This window comes from Nocardia vaccinii NBRC 15922 (genome assembly GCF_001613305.1).
In the GTDB taxonomy this organism is placed as follows: Bacteria; Actinomycetota; Actinomycetes; order Mycobacteriales; family Mycobacteriaceae; genus Nocardia; species Nocardia vaccinii.
The window spans coordinates 53,481-73,448 of the sequence record NZ_BDCC01000032.1 but is presented as its reverse complement, the minus strand read 5'-3'; the positions used below and the strand labels follow the sequence as shown (position 1 = coordinate 73,448).

16 protein-coding genes are annotated in these 19,968 nt (G+C 67.8%); 10 read left to right on the top strand and 6 right to left on the bottom strand.

Annotated features, from left to right (window positions below; translation table 11 throughout):
- Positions 1–3 precede the first annotated feature (3 nt).
- The 3 genes from NV1_RS20320 (at position 4) to NV1_RS20310 (ending at position 2,808) form a co-directional block, all read left to right on the top strand.
- Entirely contained in the window at positions 4–363 is a 360-nt protein-coding gene (locus tag NV1_RS20320; RefSeq protein ID WP_067893573.1) for a VOC family protein, read from the top strand.
- Positions 360–1,214 carry a class I SAM-dependent methyltransferase gene (locus NV1_RS20315; protein ID WP_067893876.1) on the top strand — a complete coding sequence of 285 codons (855 nt, stop codon included), beginning with the start codon at positions 360–362 and terminating at the stop codon, positions 1,212–1,214. Before NV1_RS20320 ends, NV1_RS20315 begins: the two co-directional genes overlap by 4 nt.
- A gap of 346 nt (positions 1,215–1,560) precedes the next feature.
- Positions 1,561–2,808, top strand: a complete 1,248-nt coding sequence (locus tag NV1_RS20310) for an FAD-binding protein (protein ID WP_067893874.1) — start codon at positions 1,561–1,563, stop codon at positions 2,806–2,808.
- 165 nt (positions 2,809–2,973) lie between these two features.
- Here NV1_RS20310 and NV1_RS20305 read toward each other — a convergent pair whose 3' ends face one another.
- A complete protein-coding gene (locus NV1_RS20305; protein WP_067893572.1) occupies positions 2,974–3,549 on the bottom strand; it encodes a winged helix-turn-helix transcriptional regulator in 576 nt (191 codons plus the stop codon).
- A 92-nt stretch (positions 3,550–3,641) separates the two neighbouring features.
- On the opposite strand from NV1_RS20305, the gene NV1_RS20300 reads away from it, so the two are divergent.
- Together NV1_RS20300 and NV1_RS20295 are read left to right on the top strand one after the other, a co-directional pair.
- Positions 3,642–4,853 (top strand): pyridoxal phosphate-dependent aminotransferase, encoded by a 1,212-nt coding sequence (locus tag NV1_RS20300; protein ID WP_067893569.1) that lies wholly within the window; start codon positions 3,642–3,644, stop codon positions 4,851–4,853.
- Positions 4,854–5,144: 291 nt separating this feature from the next.
- Entirely contained in the window at positions 5,145–6,374 is a 1,230-nt protein-coding gene (locus tag NV1_RS20295; RefSeq protein ID WP_067893568.1) for a site-specific integrase, read from the top strand.
- Positions 6,375–6,395: 21 nt separating this feature from the next.
- Here NV1_RS20295 and NV1_RS20290 read toward each other — a convergent pair whose 3' ends face one another.
- The gene (locus NV1_RS20290; protein WP_067893873.1) at positions 6,396–7,277 is read right to left on the bottom strand and encodes an NAD-dependent epimerase/dehydratase family protein; all 882 of its coding nucleotides are present in this window, start codon (positions 7,275–7,277) and stop codon (positions 6,396–6,398) included.
- A 122-nt stretch (positions 7,278–7,399) separates the two neighbouring features.
- Here NV1_RS20290 and NV1_RS20285 point away from each other — a divergent pair, with 122 nt between their 5' ends.
- The 3 genes from NV1_RS20285 to thrS all read left to right on the top strand — a co-directional run bounded on the left by NV1_RS20285 (position 7,400) and on the right by thrS (position 10,984).
- Positions 7,400–8,014, top strand: a complete 615-nt coding sequence (locus NV1_RS20285) for a TetR/AcrR family transcriptional regulator (protein WP_067893566.1) — start codon at positions 7,400–7,402, stop codon at positions 8,012–8,014.
- A gap of 330 nt (positions 8,015–8,344) precedes the next feature.
- On the top strand, positions 8,345–9,310 hold the full coding sequence (locus tag NV1_RS20280; protein ID WP_067893564.1) for a threonine/serine dehydratase: 966 nt from the start codon (positions 8,345–8,347) through the stop codon (positions 9,308–9,310).
- A gap of 456 nt (positions 9,311–9,766) precedes the next feature.
- Positions 9,767–10,984, top strand: a complete 1,218-nt coding sequence (gene thrS, locus NV1_RS20275; RefSeq protein ID WP_067893871.1) for a threonine--tRNA ligase — start codon at positions 9,767–9,769, stop codon at positions 10,982–10,984.
- Positions 10,985–11,087: 103 nt separating this feature from the next.
- Here the strand turns inward: thrS and NV1_RS20270 are convergent, their stop codons facing one another.
- Entirely contained in the window at positions 11,088–12,368 is a 1,281-nt protein-coding gene (locus tag NV1_RS20270) for an MFS transporter (protein WP_067893869.1), read from the bottom strand.
- Between the two features lie 347 nt (positions 12,369–12,715).
- On the opposite strand from NV1_RS20270, the gene NV1_RS20265 reads away from it, so the two are divergent.
- Entirely contained in the window at positions 12,716–13,315 is a 600-nt protein-coding gene (locus NV1_RS20265; RefSeq protein ID WP_067893563.1) for a nitroreductase family protein, read from the top strand.
- Positions 13,316–13,395: 80 nt separating this feature from the next.
- Here NV1_RS20265 and mgrA read toward each other — a convergent pair whose 3' ends face one another.
- Entirely contained in the window at positions 13,396–14,439 is a 1,044-nt protein-coding gene (gene mgrA, locus NV1_RS20260; protein ID WP_067893561.1) for an L-glyceraldehyde 3-phosphate reductase, read from the bottom strand.
- A gap of 78 nt (positions 14,440–14,517) precedes the next feature.
- A complete protein-coding gene (locus tag NV1_RS20255; protein WP_067893559.1) occupies positions 14,518–16,794 on the bottom strand; it encodes a molybdopterin guanine dinucleotide-containing S/N-oxide reductase in 2,277 nt (758 codons plus the stop codon).
- Between the two features lie 157 nt (positions 16,795–16,951).
- On the opposite strand from NV1_RS20255, the gene NV1_RS20250 reads away from it, so the two are divergent.
- Positions 16,952–18,283, top strand: coding sequence for a family 1 glycosylhydrolase (locus tag NV1_RS20250; RefSeq protein WP_067893557.1), 1,332 nt, complete (start codon positions 16,952–16,954; stop codon positions 18,281–18,283).
- 60 nt (positions 18,284–18,343) lie between these two features.
- Here NV1_RS20250 and NV1_RS20245 read toward each other — a convergent pair whose 3' ends face one another.
- On the bottom strand, positions 18,344–19,843 hold the full coding sequence (locus tag NV1_RS20245; protein WP_067893867.1) for a flavin-containing monooxygenase: 1,500 nt from the start codon (positions 19,841–19,843) through the stop codon (positions 18,344–18,346).
- Positions 19,844–19,968 lie beyond the last annotated feature (125 nt).

The window sequence follows — 19,968 nt, the reverse complement described above, 5'->3', positions numbered from 1 at the left end:
ATCGTGACCACCACCGGTATCGCGGCCGTATATCTCACGACCCGTAACTGGGGTAGAGCCGCCCGGTTCATGCAATCCCTGGGCTACGAAACCGATTTCACCACCGACCACAACTCCGGTCTGTTCCGCAACGGACAGGGGCCGTCGGTATTCATCGCCGAGGTCCCGCACGAGGAGCCCGACACCCGCCTGGTCCTTTCGGTGCCCGATGCCGAGGCGGTGCGCTTGGGCTCGGACGCCGAGGTCGTCACCGAATTCGAGGACACACATTTCGGGACCCGGGAGATGGTCGTGCGCGATCCGGACGGACGGTTGTGGACCCTGCAGGCGGCCCCGGCGAGCACGACCGCGGATCCGGCATGAGCGCAGAACAGGTCGTCGCGCCCGAACACACCGCGGCGCGGGTGGCATTGTGGCGCGCGCTGCACCTCGAGGTCGACCCGCCTCCGCACGTGCTGCGCGACCAGGTCGGCCTGCGCCTGGTCGATCCAGCCGACGGCTGGCGTGAACGCCCGGATATGGATCCCGGTGCCACCCGTCCGATGCGCGCGGGCGTCGTGGCGCGGGCGCGGTTCATCGAGGATCTGATCACCGAGCAGGCCGCCGCCGGGGTCGGGCAGTACGTGCTGCTGGGCGCGGGCCTGGACACGCTGGCCCAGCGTCGTCCCGAGATCGCCTCGGCCATAACGATCTTCGAGGTCGACCAGCCCGGCCCGCAGGAGTGGAAGCGTCGTCGCCTCGACGAACTCGCCCTGCCCACGCCGTCCGGATTGCGGCTGGTGCCGGTCGATTTCGAGACCGAGTCCTGGTGGGACCGGCTGATCGCGGCCGGTTTCGATCCACGGCGCCCGGCGGTGGTGGCCTCCACCGGGGTGTCGATGTATCTGACGCATGCGGCCAATACCGCTACCCTGCAACGCATTTCCGTGCTCGCGGCGGGTTCGTCGCTGGTGATGACCTATATGCTCCCGATCGATCGGGTCGACGCCCAGGAGCGGAGGCTGCGTGAGTTCGCCGAGCGCGGCGCCCGCTCGTCGGGCACGCCGTTCATCAGCTTCTACGATCCCGACCAGCTCCGCGCGCTGGCACTCGAGGCGGGGTTTCGTGAGGCCCGCACCGTCTCGGCGGCCGATCTGACCGACCGTTACTTCCGCGACCGTCCCGACGGGCTGCGTCCCGCGGCCTCGGAACAGTTGCTCGTGGCGAGCACATAGCACACACTCTCGCATGCCGTCGACATCGACAACCACCGGTTCGCCTGCGGCCCAACGGGAACGACGGCCGGCCGATGGTCGGCTCGGGGCGTTCCGGGCCCTGGACCGCCTCGAGGTCACTGTCTGCGGCAGCGTGGCGATCCGGCTGTCCGTCCCGACAGCGGTGTGCACATCACGGGCTCGCCGGTTACGGGCGGTGGTGGCGCTGTACTCGAGGACGCTGCCACGCTATCGGCACGGCACTGGCGGGTATGGGCGACCGCACTCGACGGAACGGATACGCCGGGCGGAGCATCGCAGCCACGCTAGCGTGTGTGAGCGAGGTGTGTACGGGAGAGGACGGATCGTGGTCTGGACGAATTGGGCGGGCAATATCGCTTTCGGGGCTCGCGGTGTGCATCGTCCCGCCGACGTGGACCAGGTGCGCGCTCTGGTCGCGGGCTCCGAGCAGGTGCGTGCGCTCGGCAGCGGTCATTCGTTCAATCGGATCGCCGACACCGCCGGTGAGCTGATCTCGCTGGCTGGGCTGCCGCCCCGGGTCGAGATCGATCCCGCCGCATCGTCCGTCACCGTTGCGGGCGGGTTGCGGTACGGGGATTTCGCCGATCGACTGCATGCGGCGGGGTTCGCGTTGCCGGCACTCGGTTCGCTGCCGCATATCTCGGTGGCCGGGGCAGTGGCCACCGCGACACACGGCTCGGGGGTGGGCAACCGGAGCCTGGCCTCGTCGGTGTCGGGTCTGCACCTGGTCACCGCGGACGGTGATCTGCTCGAGATCCGGCGCGGGCACCCGGATTTCGCGGGCATGGTGGTCGGGCTGGGCGGGTTCGGAGTGGTCACCGCGTTGAGCCTGGATCTGGTGCCCACCTTCGAGCTGGCGCAGTACGTCTTCGACCGGCTGCCCGCCGACGGGTTCGCCGACCACGCGCAGGAGATCCTCGCCGCGGGATACAGCGTGAGCGTGTTCACCACCTGGCGTGCGGATCACCTGGATCAGGTGTGGGTGAAAGGGCCACGCACACCGCAGATTCCGGGGCCGCACTGGTTCGGCGCGGCACGAGCGGAGACGCCACGTCACCCGGTCCCGGGCATGGACGCCCGGCACTGCACCACCCAGCTGGGCGAACCGGGCCCCTGGCAGCACCGGCTGCCGCATTTCCGGATGGATTTCACCCCGAGCACCGGTCGTGAACTCCAGTCGGAGTATTTCGTTCCCCGCGAGGAGGTCGTGGCGGCCTACCGTGCCCTCGACACGATCCGCGACCGGCTGGCCCCGATCGTGCGAACCTGCGAGATCCGCACGATCGCCGCGGAGCCACTGTGGTTGTCCCCTGCCACCGAACGTGATTCGGCCGCATTCCATTTCACCTGGATCGACGATACGCCCGCGGTCCTGGCCGTGCTCCCCGTGATCGAGGAGCTGCTGAGCCCGTTCGCGGTGCGCCCGCACTGGGGCAAGCTGTTCACCTGCGACGCGGCAACCCTGCGCGAACGTTACGAGCACTACACGGATTTCGAACGTCTTCTGGCAAAATATGATCCGGTGGGCAAATTCGGCAACGAATTCCTCGGCAGCTTCTTCGCTCGCGACTGAATCCCTACGCGCACAGGCGAACTCGTCGCGTCGTGCGCTCGGCAGCCGGTCGGCTCGGGACCGCCCCGCACCCGCACGAGCGAACTCTGCGCCCGGCGGGCGATCCGGTCCGCGCCGGGCCGTTGCCTCGCGCCGGTACGTTCGGCCGCGCGGCGCCGGTCTCACTCAGAGCTCGCCGGCCGGACCGTTCAAGGGCCGGGTACCCAATGCCACCTCGATCGCCTCGTCCAGGTCCAGGTGGAACTCGAGGTCCGGGTCCGCGGCGGGACCGTCGTGATGGGTGATGATGCCGTCGTCGATGACGTAGTGCAACACCGCCTCGCCGATGTGCACCGTGGCCCTGCCCTCGGGCAGCTGCCCGGCGATCGCGCGGCCCAGCGGCAGAGCGAACCAGTGCGCGCGCACCGCGTCGGTGCTGCGCCGCGTGCCCAATCGTGTTGTGCCCCAGGCCGACAGCGCCTCGAGCACCGGACGTAGCGCGGTGCCGGAGTCGGTGAGTTCGTAGACCGCGGTCGCCGCGCGGGGGCCGACGCGGCGGCGGGTCAGGATGCCGTCCTGTTCGAGCTCGCGCAGCCGGGTGGCCAGCATATCGGTGCTGATGCCGGGCAGATCGGCGAACAGGTCGCTGTATCGCCTTGGGCCCGAGGTCAATTCGCGCACCACCAGCAGGCTCCAGCGATCACCGACGACGTCCAGGGCGCGGCTCACCGAGCAGAAGTGGTCGTAGTTTCGGCGGGACACGCCCCCACTGTAGCCGAGTGGTTGGAAATACCAAGTGCAAACTTGGAATTTCCAAGTACAGTGTCCGGAGGTCATCTCGAGGAGGGACATTCATGCAGCTCACTCAGTCCAGCAAACTCGCTGGGGTGTCGTACGAGATCCGCGGCCCGGTCGCCGAACAGGCCGCGCGGCTGGAGGCCGAGGGCCATCACGTCATCAAACTCAACACCGGCAATCCGCTGCTGTTCGGTTTCGAGGCACCCGCGGAGATCCTGCAGGACATGGTGCGCGCCCTACCCGCCTCGAGCGGCTACAGCTCGGCCAAGGGCCTGCTGCCGCCGCGGCGCGCGGTGGTGCAGTACTACCAGACCCTCGGCGTGCACGGGGTCGACGTGGAGGAGGTGTTCCTGGGCAACGGCGTCTCCGAGTTGATCATGATGGCATTGACCGCCCTGCTCGAAACCGGTGACGAAGTCCTGGTTCCCGCACCGGATTTCCCGCTGTGGACCGCCGCGACCACCCTCAACGGCGGCCGCGCGGTGCACTACGTATGCGACGAGGCCGCGGACTGGTGCCCCGACCCGGCCGATATCGAAGCCAGAATCACCGACCGCACCCGCGCGATCGTGCTGATCAACCCGAACAACCCCACCGGCGCGGTGTATCCGCCCGAGGTGCTGCGCCCGATCCTGGACATCGCCCGCCGCCACAACCTGGTGGTGTTCTCCGACGAGATCTACGACAAGATCCTCTACGACGACCTCACCCACACCGCGACCGCGTCGCTGGCCCCGGATCTGCTGTGCCTGACCTTCTCCGGACTGTCCAAGGGATACCGGTGCGCCGGATTCCGCTCCGGCTGGATGGTGGTTTCGGGTCCCACCCAGCATGCGGCCAGCTATCTCGAGGGGCTGACCATGCTCGCGGGTCTGCGCCTGTGCGCGAATGTTCCGGCGCAACAGGCGATTCAGGCCGCGCTGGGCGGATATCAGAGCATCTACGACCTCACCCTGCCCGGTGGGCGGCTGCGCGAGCAACGCGACCGCGCCGTGGAGGCGCTGACCGCTATCCCGGGTGTGTCGTGTGTGAAACCCAAGGGTGCGCTGTACGCGTTCCCACGCATCGATCCGGCGATGTACCCCATCCACGACGATGAGCGGTTCGTGCTGGACCTGCTGCTGCAGGAGAAGGTGCACATCGTGCAGGGAACGGGATTCAATTGGCCGCGCCCGGACCATTTCCGCATCCTGACCCTGCCACACGCGGACGACCTCGAGGCGGTCATCGAACGCATCGGCCGGTTCCTGGCCACCTACCGGCAATGACGCATCCGGGCCGGCGCTGCGGTTGTCCGGCACGAAACCCGCACGCGCATCGCGGGCAAGCCGCCCGAAGACGCTCGCGCACAACGGCAGTATCGCCGTACCGGCCGGAGCCGCGTCCCGGATCACCGGCTTCGCACACAGTGTCATCGGCATTCCCGAAGTTTTGATATCGATCAGTACGAGCCCCGCGCCCTGATCACCGTGTGAACATCGTGGCCCGCCGGCCACATTCGCGTTGCGACGCGCGACCGAGCCCGGTTCGGCAGGACCGGCGGAGTACGGTGGCGAACGATGAGCGCAGCAGCCGAACCCCCCGACGCCGGCTCGCCGGGACAGGTCGCGGTACCCGAGCAGGTCCGCTCACAGGTGCGGCGCGGGGTGCGCAGCGTCCTGGTCGACGCCGCCGCACTGCGGCAGGTGCGCGAACGGTTCGACGATGAGCAGGCCGCCGCGCTGGGACGTTATCTCGAGGCTTCCCAGTCCCCGAACACGGTGCGCGCGTACCGGTCCGACTGGATCGCCTGGTCGGCGTGGTGCGCCCCGGAAGGGCGTCGCGCGCTGCCGGCCGATCCGCTGGACGTGGTGGTCTATCTGGCCGCCGCGGCCGATGCCCGCCGGCCCGATGGCGCGTGGGCGTTCAGCGCGGCCACGCTCGAACGCAAGAGCGCCGCGATCGCCGCGGTGCACGCCGCCAACGGCCTGGCCTCGCCCACTCGCGCCGATGTGGTGCGCCTGACTCTGCGCGGTATCCGTCGCACCCGCCGCAGCCGGCCGCGCCGCAAACGCCCGGTGCTGCTGCACACCCTCGAACAGCTGCTGCGGGGTCTGCCCGATCCGGGCTGGCCCACCGAACCCGCCCGCCGCCGCGACGCCCTGGTCCTGCTGGTCGGATTCGCCGGGGCGTTGCGGCGCAGCGAAATAGCGGGCCTGCGCATCGGCGATGTGCAGGTGGACACCGACCATGCCACCGGTGAGCCGATTCTGCTGATCGCGCTGCCCGCCACCAAGACCGACCCCACCGGCGTCGCCGCGCAGCGTGTGGCCCTGCCGCGCGGACGGCACCCGCACACCTGCCCGGTGTGCGCGTACGCGGACTGGATTCGCCTGCGCGAGGATCACTTTCAGTACGGCTCCGGCGCATTGGCCGCACGACTCGAATCCGCGCCCGCGCCCGATCCGGCGATTCACCGCTGCCACGGATTCACCGGGACCACCCTCCCCGATCCGGACCTGCCGTTGTTTCCGGCGGTGTCCCGGCACGGCGGAATCGGCGCGACGCCGATGTCCGGTCGCGCGGTCGCCGAACTGGTCAAACGCTATGCCGCCCGCGCCGGACTGGATCCATCCCTGTTCTCCGGCCATTCCCTGCGCGCCGGATTCGCCACCCAGGCCGCCCTCGGTGGCGCCAGCGACCGCGAGATCATGCGCCAGGGCCGCTGGTCCAACCCGCGTACTGTGCACGGCTACATCCGCACCGCCAACCCCCTCGAGGACAACGCCGTCACCCGCCTGGGCCTGTGAACACGACACTTGCCGCTGCGGTCAGTCGGTGTAGTACCCGGCCTCGAGGTCCTCGAGCAGGGTGGGGCCGGTCGGTTTCCAGTCCATGAGCGCACGGGTCGCCTCGGCGGAGGCGGGCTGGTCCCTGCCCAGCAGTTCGCCGAATACGCCGAGTTGTGCGGGGTCCACGGCGGCGGTGGGCAGTCCGGTCCGCGCGGCGATGACTTCTGCCACCTCGCGCATCGGCACGCCCTCTTCTCCGACGGCGTGCAGTACCGATCCGGCGGGGGCTTTCTCGAGCGCGAGGTAGAACAGGCGCGCGGCGTCGCTGATGTGCACCGCGGGCCAGCGATTGCGTCCGTCGCCGACGTACGCGGCCGTGCCGAGCCGGCGGTCCAGGCCCACCAACACCGTGATCAGGCCGTTGCGGTCGCCTGCACCGTGCACCGAGCGCGGCATTCGCACCAGCCCCGCGCGGATTCCCCGATCAGCCAGCGCCAGAACGGCATTCGCGGTCCTGGCCCGCGCACCGACGGGACCGGCCACCTCGAGGCGGTCGCTCTCGGTCGCGAGCCGGTTCGGCACGATCGGGGTTCCCGAGGCGGCGATGACCCCTTTTCCGCTGTCCGCGAGGGCGTCGCCGATCCTGCCCAGGAGCGCGACCTCGTTGTCCACCGTCGCTTCGAATTCGGCGAAGTCGAGTGTGAAGGCCAGGTGCGCGACCGCATCCGCCTCGGCCGCCTCGGTCACGATCAGATCGTGGTCGAACATATCGCCCAGCACGGCAGTGCCGCCGAGAGCCTCGATCCTGTCCGCCGAGGCATGTGAGCGGGCCAGGCCGATGACCTCATGCCCCGCCGCGATGAGTTCCTTGCTCAGGGCGGTACCGATCCAGCCGGATGCACCGGTGATGAATACGCGCATGGCGCTCTCCATTCGTAGCTGATGCGGTGACGTCGGCTCCGCGCCGACCGCCAACCGTGATGTTACTCGGTCACATCACTCTAGCAGTGATGTGACCGAGTAACATCATCTAGGATGGATTCATGGGCCGTTGGGAACCGGATGCGCGCGGCAGGTTGCTGCGCGCGGCAATCGAACTGTTCGCCGAACACGGCTACGACGCGACCACGACCGCCCAGATCGCCGAACGTGCCGGGCTGACGAAAACCACGCTGTTCCGGCTGTTTCCGGACAAACGCGAGATCGTGTTCCAAGGGCAGGCCACACTCGTCGAACTCGTCACCACGGGCGTGCGGGACGCACCCGACGCCGCCACACCCACGGAACTGGTGGCGGCGGGCGTGCGGGCGCTCTCGGGTGCGCACACCCAGGACCATCGCAACATCGGGCGCACCCTCGACCCGATCGTGGCCACGAGCCAGGAGTTGTGTGAGCGCGCCGCGTTCAAACGCGCGGCCGTCACCACCGCCCTCGAACAGGCGCTGGATCACCGCCTCGGCGATCCGCGTCGAGCCGCAGTGCTCGCGGACCTGGGCGTGCGTGCCTACTACGCCGGGTATCAGAGCTGGGTCGCCGCCGACGACGACCGCGTACTCGCCGACCACGTGTCCGATGAGCTCAGCGTCTACGAAGACATCATCCGGGATCTCGGGTGGGCACTGTCGCACACGGCCGCCGGGTCCTCATCGAGACGCTAGCCGGTCGCCGCCGGACGTCTCGGGTTTACGTTGGGTATCGTTGAATACCGCTGCGCGGCAGACCTTTTCCCCCGGGTGGCTGCGCTCGGTGCGCCAAACGATCTTCGTACACCGCCGCAAGATCGTTCAGCGCCGTCGCGCAGTCCCCGCACGACTCAACACCCTCCTGATGCCGCCCCGACAACCATCCGGAACTCGCACCCTACTCGTCGCACCATGCCACGGGAACAGGTTCGCCGCCTCCCACCCCGGCCGGCCGACCGCGTCCCGGCATACGATGCGCCGGACACGACGCCACGGATTCACCACCGCCGACAGTGCAGGAGCGCCATGGACACCACCGACCGCCTCGGCTACGACGACGTCGAGGCCGCTGCCCGGCGCATCCACGGGCACACCCGCCCGATCACCCTCGCCCCGGCCGTATCGGACGGCGGCCCGGAGCGGTCACCGTGGCTGGCACTGGAATTCTTGCAGCACACCGGCACGTTCAAGGCGCGCGGGGCCGCGAACTTCCTGGCCGCCCACCTCGAGGACCACACCCTGCCCGACGCGGGCGTCACCATCGCCTCCGGCGGCAACGCCGGACTCGCCTGCGCCTGGGCCGCCCGCCGACACGACATCACCGCAACGGTATTCGTCCCCGCCAACGCCCCCGCGGTCAAGGTCGCCCGCCTCCTGGCATACGGGGCACGAGTAAAACAGGTCGGCGACAGCTACGCCGACGCCGCCGACGCCTGCGCGCGATTCGCCGCCGACAGCGGCGCACTGCAATCCCACGCCTACGACAACCCCCTCGTCGCGGCCGGGGCCGGAACACTGATGCAGGAGATCCACGCCCAGCTGCCCGCCGTGAACACGGTACTGGTCGCGGTCGGCGGCGGCGGACTGTACGCCGGAATCGCTACCGCCGCAGCACATTACGGAGTACGTGTGGTCGCGGTCGAACCCGAGGACTGCCGCGCCCTGCACGCCGCCCTCGAGGCCGGACGGCCCGTGCCGGTCCCGGTGAACTCGATCGCGGCGGACTCGCTCGGCGCACGCACCGCCACCCCGTTGGCCCTCACCGCCGCCGCGGCCTGCGACACCCGCTCACTGCTGGTCACCGACGAGGCCATCAGCACTGCCCGCGCCCACCTGTGGGACCACCACCGCCTCGCCGTCGAACACGGCGGCGCCACCGCCCTGGCCGCCCTCACGACCCGCACCTACGTTCCCGACCCCGACGAAACCGTCTGCGTCATCCTCTGCGGCGCGAACACCACCCTCGCGGACCTGGACACCCCCGACCGTTGACCATCCGACCATCGGTGCCGACCCGTCCACGACGTACCGAGATGTGATCAGCCGGACCGAGTACCCGGTTGAGAAGCATCCGGGAGAAACCACGACAAGCATGTTGTCCCCCAGGCGTAGTCGTGGTTTCTGCCGTCCGACCGATGAGGTCGGCGATTGCGAACCCCGACACGTCGAAGTTGTCCCGTACACGCGACCAGACCGATCCGGCCTGCGGAAACCTCGGCGGCCCAAGGCATCTCGTGAACGTGCGTCACCGGGACGTTCACGATCGGTCGTGGTCTCGTCGTTGTGCTCCGCAAGCTTGCGGGGTAGTCTGCTGGGCGTGCAGCGCGCTTACTTCACCACGACGCCGGACGACGTCCCGGCGCGCTGACTCCATTCCAATCGAAGCCCCGGGCGGATGCCCGGGGCTTTTGCGTGTGGTCATCCGCCTACGAATGCCAGGAGACCCACGTGTACGACCACCGAAAACTGGGCCGAGAACTCGGCCTGTTCGACACCGACCCACTGATCGGGGCCGGACTACCGTACTGGCTGCCCGACGGTGCGATCGTGCGCCACAGTCTCGAGGAGTACATCCGCGCCGCGGAGCGGGCGGCAGGCTATCAGCTCGTGTACTCGCCGGTGCTCGGCAAACGAGAACTCTACGAAATCTCGGGCCACTGGGCACATTACAACGACGACATGTACCCGCCGATGGACATCTGCGGTGAGCAGGTGGTGCTGCGTCCCAGCCTCTGCCCGCACCACGCGGTGATGTTCCGGTCCCGCTCACACAGTTACCGCGAACTGCCTCTGCGGATGGCCGAACTCGGCGCGATGTATCGCTCGGAACTGTCCGGTGTTCTCGGCGGTTTGACCCGAGTGCGATGCATCCAACTCAACGACGCGCACATCTTCTGCACTCTCGACCAGGTCGCCGAGGAAGTTGCCGCCGCGCTGGCACTGATCGGCTCCGCATACCGGGCCATGGGAATCACCGGCGCTCACTGCCGTCTCTCCCTGCCAAGCGCCAGCGGGAAATACGTTGCGGCACCGGATATGTGGGCGCAGGCGAGCAAGATTCTGAGCGAGGTGCTCGACCGGTCCGGCATACCTTACGAGGCCGCCGAGGGTGAGGCCGCGTTCTACGGCCCGAAAATCGACATCCAGGTCGGTGATCACGCGGGCCGCGAATCGACCCTGTCCACCGTGCAGGTCGACTTCCATCAACCCGAACAGTTCGATCTGCGCTACATCGGCGCCGACGGAGCCAAGCATCGGCCGGTCATGGTGCACCGCAGCATAATCGGCAGTGTCGAGCGTGCGGTCGCGCACCTCATCGAGCACCACGGCGGGGCGTTCCCGGCCTGGCTGGCCCCGGTCCAGGCGGTGATACTGCCGGTTTCCGCCGTCCAGGAACCTGACGCCGAGCAACTCCTCGAGCGCTGCCTGAGCGCGGGCCTGCGCGCACGGGTGGTCGAGAGCGAAGCAGGAAGCCTCGGTGCGCGGGTACGCGAAACCCGGCTGGCGCCATATCAGTTCATTCTCGGCCGGACCGAAGCCGCCAACGGTGACGTGGCGATACGACTGCGCGACGGTCGCCGGCTCCCCGCTCAACCGACCGCCGCCGCCGTGGCCCGAATTCGAGAACTGATCCAGGCCCACGACACACGCTTGTGGATCGACTGAACTTCGCCAGTGCTCGCGGGCGGATCGGTCAGGGCCGCCCGCGAGGCCCGACGTCCGTTGGCCTGGACCAGGCCGAATCCGCATCAGATGGGGTATGTGAACATCAGTTTCGGCTGGGCGCGGGCGCGGACTCCGGGTTCGGAGCCGGAGTGGCCCGCACGGGGATCAGGAGCAGTGGTGTGAACAGCATGGCGACCCCGGCGGTCGCTATCGCGGTGCGCACGCCGACAACGGTGGCGAGCAGGCCGAGCCCGACCGTCAGGGCGGCGATGGTCAGGTTGCTGGACACCGACCAGGACGACAAGGTACGGGCCGCGACTTCCTTCGGGGTTTGTTCGAGCCGGTAGGCGGAGAAGACGGGAATCATGACGCCGCAGGAGGTGACCAGGCCGAACTGCACGGTGATCGCGAGCGCTAGCCCGGGGAAGCCGGGCTGCACAAACGCCCAGCCGAGGATCCAGCACGAGCGCAGCGCACCGGAGACCACCATGACCCGGTGCCGCCCGAACCGCTCCGCCAGCGCGGCGGCGCTGCGGGCGCCGATGATCCCGCCGATGCACGGCGCGGCGAAGGCGAGGCTGTACTGCCAGGGCGGGAAGCCCAGCTGGCGAAGCATGAGCAGCGCGATCAAAGGCTCGGTGCCCATGATGAACCCGTTGCACAGATTCGAGTTGAACAGCAGCGGGCGCAGCGACGGATGGGACAGAATGTGCCGCCAGCCGTCCAGCAGATCCGTCATGCGCATCCGGGGAGCGGTCGCGGCCGCGGGACGGGGCTCGCCTCCGCCGATCGCCGAAATGCCCAGCGCGGACAACAGATAACTGATCGCGTCGCCCGCGATCGTGACGACCGGGCCGAAGACTCCGATCGCCGCGCCGCCGAGCGGGGGCGCGACGGTGACCGAGCTCCAGTTGGTCGCCTCGAAGCGCCCGGTGGCGACGATCAGATCCTCCCGGCGCACGAGCGATTTCAGGTAGGCGCCGCTGGCGGCGTTGAACGCGATCTTGGCAGTGGCGACCAGCACCGACACCACCAGCACCTGGGCGTAGGTCAGGACGTCCAGGACGTAGGCGGCCGGGATGCTCGCCAGCGCCGCGAACCGGCCGATGTCCATCGCGATCATCACCGGGCGCTTGCGGCGCGCCTCCACCCAGGGGCCCAGCGGCACCGCCAGCACCGCGCCCACGGCCAGGCCCACTGCCGACAGCGCGGAGACCGCCGTCGGGCCCGCGTGTAATGCCAGCACCGCGATGATGGAAAAGGCCCCGAGCCCGAATCCGGAACCGTATGCGCTGGCCGCGTAGGCGGCCCAGAGCCACCGGAACTCCCTGCCCAGCGATCGTCGCTGCTTACCCTGTCGGAGCACTGTCGTGCCGAATGCCATGAGAGGATCGAAGTCCACCGCAGGCAGATGACGCAAACAACCGAATGCCCGTGTCGCACAACCAATAGTTGTGCGGACATTCAGGTGTGGCCGTGCTAGCTGAGGCGGAGGGATTCGCTCACGCTTTGCTGTACAACCGCCCGGACCCGCCTCATCCCTGACCTCCACGCACTGACCGCGATAGTTCCCGAGTCCCCGCTCGAACAGCGCATTGCGCTGCTCGCGATACCGCCGTCGGAACCGTGTGTCGCGGCCGCGCAGCCGTCGATATCCGGTGGGGCCGAGCGCGGCGAGTTCGGCGTCGATGAGGCCCGACATCGCTGGCCTGTCTTGGCGCGGGGAGTCCGATGCCGGAAAGTATCTTCGTGACTATTTGTCAGACGTCTTCCCGCCCTGAGCTCCACCCCGCACTGGCTCGGAGATTCAGCCCTGTCCGGTTCGATCCGTCCGCTGTGGTCGGTCCCGCTCAACTCGATACGTTGCTCGACGCGGCACGGAAAGCGCCGTCGGCCGGGAATTCCCAGCCGTGGATGTTCGTGGTGGGACTGAGGGGCGACGACGTGCACTCTCGAATCGTTCCTCATCTGGCCCGCAGCTCTTCGGCCTGGGCACCTGCCGCATCGCTTCTGGTGATCAACCTTGCGCAAATCCACATTTCGGGCACGCCGGACTGGGAGTATTCCGAGTTTGCTCACTATGACCTCGGCCAGGCGGTCGCCCATATGACGGTGCAAGGACTCGCGATCGGTCTGGACGCGCATCAGTTCCGTGCCTTCGACAGGGAAGCAGTGGCCGCTGAATTTGCTGTGCCGTCGCACTGGGAGGTCACGTCGATGACGGCTTTCGGGGTCGCCGCCCACACGGCTGGTGAGCTGGTCTCAGCCGGCACCAGCCGAGACAGGCATAGCATCGAGCAGATCACCTGGGCGCGAGCATCATCAGTCTGAGCGCGCCCTGCTTCACGACGCGGTTCGCCGGATTGATCCGCGCGCGGTGCCGGATCACCGGCGCCGCAGGCGGCGCTGAGTCACAACGTTCCCGAGCGCGCGTCACGCCACAGGTCGACCGCACCGTCCTGGTCCAGCAGCGTATCGATCTCGACGAGCTCCTGCGGACTCAGTTCCCGGTTGCCCAATGCCGCCACGTTCTGCTCGAGCTGACCGACCGAGGACGCCCCGATCACCAAGGAGGTCACCCGCGGATCGCGCAACGCCCATACCAGCGCCAGTTGTGCCAGGTCCTGACCGCGCCGGGACGCGATCTCCGCCAGCGCGCGCAACCGCGCGAGCATCGACTCGGTCAGCAACTCGTTCTGGAACGACTTGCCTTGCGTCGCACGCGATCCCGCCGGAACACCATCGAGATACCGGGAGGTCAGCAGCCCCTGCGCCAGCGCGGTGAACCCGATGATCCCGAACCCCTCCGCCGCTGCGGTGTCCAGCAGCCCCTCGGTCTCGATCCAGCGATTGAGCATCGAATAGGACGGCTGATGAATCAGCAACGGAGTGCCCAGCTCACGCAGGATGCCCGCCATCCGCTCGGAATGCCGCGCATCGTAGGAGGAGATCCCGACATACAGCGCTTTCCCCTGCCGGACCGCGGTATCCAACGCCGCGGCGGTCTCCTCCAGCGGCGTACTCGGATCGAACCGGTGCGAATAGAAGATGTCGACGTAGTCCAGACCCAGCCGGGACAACGACTGATCCAACGAGGCCAGCACATATTTGCGCGAACCGCCGCCCTGCCCGTACGGTCCGGGCCACATATCCCATCCGGCCTTGGTGGACACGATCAGCTCATCGCGGTACGCCGCCAGATCCTCCCGCAGCAGCCGCCCGGCATTGACCTCCGCCGACCCGTACGGCGGACCGTAGTTGTTCGCCAGATCGAAATGCGTAATCCCCAGATCGAAAGCGCGCAAGGCGATCTCACGTTGCGCCGTGAACGGCCGATCATCACCGAAGTTGTGCCAGAACCCCAGCGAGAGCACCGGCAGATCCAGGCCCGAGCGGCCCGTACGCCGATAGAGCATTTCCCCGTCGTAGCGGTTGGGATCGGCACGGTAGGTCATCGGACTCCTCTCACGATCGGTTCAGTGATTCAAGCACGAGATCAGCATCGCGGCAGCGCAGGCCGCCACCCGGGCGACTCACACCGTGGTAGGCGGACCGCTCACCGACAACTCCGGCAGCGCATCCCGATACGCCTCGATCTGCACCAGACTCAACTGCCCTGTGCAGCCCTGACTCAGCATCGAGGAGGGCCGATCCGCGGTGAGCACATTCGGATTGCCGTGCCGACAGAAACTCGGATCCGCCGGATCCGGGTCGTACCACGCGCCCGTGGACAGCTGCGCGATCCCCGGCCCCACCACATCGGAGACGACCAGACCGGCCAGGCAACTGCCGCGATCGTTGAAGATGCGCACCACATCACCCGCGCTCAGGCCCCGCGCGGCGGCCTCGTCCGGATGCAACCGCACCGGTTCGCGCCCCGCCACCTTCGCCGACTGACTGTGCGCGCCGACATCGAGCTGGCTGTGTAACTTGGCATGCGGCTGATTCGCGACCAGCTGCAACGGAAACCGCTGCGCCGCACTACTTCCCAGCCATTCCACGGGCTCCATCCAGACCGGGTGCCCCGGACAGTCCGGATAACCGAAACCATCGATCGTCTCGGAGAAGATCTCGATCCGACCGCTGGGCGTGGTCAACGGATGCGCGTCGGGATCGGCCCGGAAATCGGCGAAGACCACCTGCTCGGCCTCGGCGACCTCCAACTCGATGCCCTCCCCCGCCCAGAACTCCTCGAAGCCCGGAATACCGGCCGCTCCCGATTCGGCTCGCCAGTGCTCGTACAGGTGCCGCAACCACTGCACCGCCGTGCGCCCCTCGGCGAATTCCTCACCGACACCGAGCTTTTCGGCCAGATCCGCGAGAATCGAATAATCGTCACGCGCCTGGCCGTGCGGACGAGTCAGCGCGGGCATCGGGAAGAACATCCGATCGTTGTCACCCGCCCCGTAATCGTCCCGCTCGATCGACATCGTCGAGGGCAGCACGATATCGGCGTGACGGGCGGTACTGGTCCAGAACGGGTCGTGCACCACGATGGTTTCCGGGCGGGTGAACGCCTCCCGCAGCCGGGCCAGATTCTGATGGTGATGGAACGGATTGCCGCCGCACCAGTAGACGAGCCGGATATCCGGATACACCAGCCGCCGGCCGTCGTAGTCGTACTCCGCGCCCGGATCGAGCAACATATCGGCCACCCGAGCCACCGGGATGAAGGTCTGCACCGGATTCTCTCCCTGCGCCAGCCGCGGTACCGACAACCGCCGGGCAGGCTCTCCGACACTGCTGGTGGAACCGTAACCGTGCCCGAATCCGCCGCCCGGCGTACCGATCTGCCCGAGCATCGCCGCGAGCACCACCCCCAGCCACACCGGCTGCTCACCGTGCTCGGCCCGCTGCAACGACCAGCTCACCGTGACGAATGTGCGCGCGGCCACCATCTCCCGCGCGAGCCCACGAATCCGGCCCGCAGACACCCCGGTGATGGCCGACGCCCACTCCGGATCCTTCACCACACCGTCGTCGGCGCCCCGCAGATACCGGGCGAACCGATCGAATCCGACCGTGTACCGATTCAGGAAATCGGTATCGGCCGAACCCTCGGCATCCAACACCTGTGCCAGCGCCAGCATCAGCGCCGCGTCGGTGCCCGGTCGCGGCGCGATCCACTCCGCCCGCGCCTCGGCGGGAATGTCGTCGCGCAGCGGGCTTATCGAGACGAACCGGCAGCCCCGAGCCCGCGCCGCGGCGATCCAACCGCGGCCGGAATGACGCGACACACCCCCGGGCGTCACCGCGGCATTCTTCGGCGACAACCCGCCGAACGCGACGACCAACTCCGTGTGCTCGGCCAACACCGTCTTCGAAGTACCGTGTTGCAACAACCAATACAGGTTGCTCAGCACATGCGGCAGCAACACCGTCGCGGTGCCCATGCTGTAGCTGTTCACATGCCGCACGAATCCACCGAGGCAGTTCAGGAATCGGTGCACCTGACTCTGCGCGTGATGGAATCGCCCGGCGCTCGCCCACCCGTACGACCCGCCGTAGACCGCCTCGGGCCCGAATTCGCCGTACACACGCCGCAATTCGTCCGCCAGCAGATCCGTCGCCCGCTCCCACGACACCGGCACATACGAATCCACGCCACGGCCCGGCGCGCCCGGCCCCCGCTCGAGCCAGCCCCGACGCACGTGCGGTTGCGAGATCCGCGTCGGATGATGTTGTGCCGAAGCGACATTCTCGATCAGCGGCATCGGCTCGGGATCGCCGCGCCAGGGCCGCACCCGCGTCAGCCGCTCGCCATCACTGACCGCCTCGAAGGCTCCCCAGTGGGTCAGATGTGTGGTCATGGACCCACGGTAGCCCGCGCCACCGACAGCCTCCCATAACTGGACATGCGCCCATGTTCGGCGAACAATGACCAGCGCTCGAAAGCGTCCGGCCAAAACACCCCGAACGTCCCGGCTGGCGTTCGACCATTCGCACCACTCGACGTGGAGGAGTCCGATGCGCCCGCTCACCCGACGCCACGCCCTGGCCGCCCTCGCCGCGGGCACAGCCGCCCTGGCCGGACCGACGGCCACCGCGGCGGCGCGCCCCGCACCCCCGGCGAAGGTCCCGCCCCTGGGCCCCGACTTCCTCTGGGGGGTCGCCAGCGCCGGATTCCAATGCGAAGGCCATGCCCCGGACAGCAACTGGACCCGCTACGTCGCGAAGAACACCGTATACGACCCCTACCGCAACGCCGTCGACTTCTACACCCGCTACCCCGCCGACATCGCCCTGGCCGCGCGACTCGGTGTGAACGTGTACCGCGTCAGCATCGAATGGTCCCGCATCCAGCCCCGCCCCGACGGCCGGCACGAGGCGGGATTCGCCTTCTACGACCGCGTCCTGGACACTATCGCCGCCCACGGCATGCGCCCCATGCTCACCCTCGACCACTGGGTGTACCCGGGCTGGGCCGCCGACCGCGGCGGCTGGGCCGACCCGGACATGACCGCCCGGTGGCTCGCCAACGCACGAAAAGTGGTGGACCGCTACGCATCCCGCAATCCACTCTGGATCACCTTCAACGAACCCGCCTTCTACATCGTCAACGAGGTCCGCAACGGCGGCCTGCCCGCGGATCGCGTGCCGCTGATGCAACAGCAGCTCGCCCGGGCGCACAACAGCATCTACGACCACATCCACCAGCGTCAGCCCGGCGCACGGGTCACCAGCAACATCGCCTATATCCTGGGCACCGCCGAACCCGTCGTCAACGGCCCTATGCTCGACGCCATCGTCGGCAAACTCGACTACATCGGCATCGACTACTACTACGGCTACAGCCCACAGTCGGCACTCACCACGTCCCCCGCCGACTTCCAGAAACTCTGGAACCAGCCGTTACAACCCGAAGGCATCTACTACGCGCTGGAATACTATGCGCGCCGATTCCCCGGCAAACCCCTCTACATCGTCGAGAACGGCATGCCCACCTTCAACGGACAACCCCGCGCGGACCACTACACCCGCGCGGACAATCTGCGTGACACCGTCTACTGGCTGCAACGCGCCAAGGCCGACGGCATGCCGCTGATCGGCTACAACTACTGGAGCATCACCGACAATTACGAATGGGGAAGCTACGCACCACGTTTCGGCCTCTACACCGTCGATGTGCGCACCGACCCGGCACTGACCCGGCAGCCCACCGACGCCGTTCCCGCCTATTCGGCGATCACCCGCGCCGGCGGCGTTCCCTCCGGATACCGGCCCACCCGCGCCCCGGCCGGATGCGCCCTCGGCGACGTACCCACCAGTTGCCACGACCCGGTCACACTGCCGCACTGAGGCATTCGCCGGTCCCACTTCGAGGGGTGGAACCGGCAAGGCCGGATCGCGCGATCGAGGTCAGGCCGACCGTGACTCCGCGGCCGCACGCGTCACGGCCGCACGGTGGCCGAACTCCAGCACGCCGTCCTCGATCGCGCCCTTGCGCAGCAGCTTACGATCCCGGAAATAGTTGTTGATCACCTGCCATGGACCGTTGGTACCCTGCCGCGGCATCACCGCATCTCCGCGCTGGATATACCCGGAAGTCAGCGCGCCGCCCATCATCGAATCGTCGGAGCGATCGCCCTCGCGCGGAACCGCAACGACCGTCGAATAACCATGGGACCGCATATGATTCAGCAAGCGGCAGAAGTATTCGGCGGCCAGATCGGCCTTCAACGTCCAGGACGCGTTCGTATAGCCCAGCACGATCATCGCATTGGGCACCCCACCCAGCAATGCGCCCTTGTACGCCACCAGATCCCGCGTCCGCACCGGCTCACCGTCGATCACAAGTTGTGCGCCGCCGAGTATCTGCACCGTCAAGCCGGTCGCGCTGATGACGATATCCGCCTCGAGTTCCTCCCCCGACTCGAGCCGAATCCCGGTCTCGGTGAAGGTCTCGATCCGATCGGTGACGATCGAGGCGCGACCCTCGCGCAGCACCTTGAACAGATCACCGTTGGGCACCACGCACAGCCGCTGATCCCACGGGTTGTACGTCGGACTGAAATGCCGCATATCGATGCCGGAACCGACCTGCAACCGCACCGCGCTCAACAGCAATTTCCGCGACAACGTCGGATTCGTGCGGGAAAGCTGAAAACTCGCGCGCTGCAACGCGATATTGCGCGCCCGGCCGATCCGATAGGCGATCCCCTCGGGCACCTTCGCCGCTTTGAACCCCGCCGCCACCGGGTCCTCCGCCGGAAGTGCGGTGATGTACGTCGGCGAACGCTGCAGCATCGTCACGTGCGCCGCATCCTGGCTCATCGCGGGAATCAGGGTGATCGCGGTCGCGCCGCTACCGATCACCACGACTCGCTTACCCCGGTAGTCCAGATCTTCCGGCCAGTGCTGCGGGTGCACGATCGGCCCGCGGAACGTCTCCTCCCCCGGAAAATGCGGCCGGTAGCCCTTGTCGTAGTCGTAATACCCCGTGCAGCCGACCAGGAATTCGCTCGTATAGATCTCGGTCTCGCCGGACTGCTCGTCGACCGCGGTGACCGTCCAGATCCCCGCCTCGCTCGACCAGCTCGCCTCGGTCATACGACGACCGAACCGAATGTGCTCGGTCACCCCGTACTCCGCGGCGGTATCGGCCACGTACTGCCGGATATGCGGCCCATCGGCCAGTACCTTGGTCCCGTTCCACGGCCGGAAGCCGTAGCCGAACGTGTACATGTCCGAATCCGATCGGATCCCCGGATACCGAAACAGATCCCAGGTCCCGCCGATGGCCGTCCGCCGCTCCAGAATGGCGTAACTGCGCCCGGTCTCCTCCCGGGTGAGATGGCAGGCCATCCCGATTCCCGAAAGACCCGCGCCGATGATCAGTACGTCGACATGCCGCGTCATTGAGGTATCCGTTCCGTGCGATCCCACCCGGACGACCGTGACCGGGCTCATTCGAAGATTACCTGTTATCAACAGTTACGTCTAGATGGTCGGCGCGCGCTTCCCTGTTCCACACCCATGTCGGA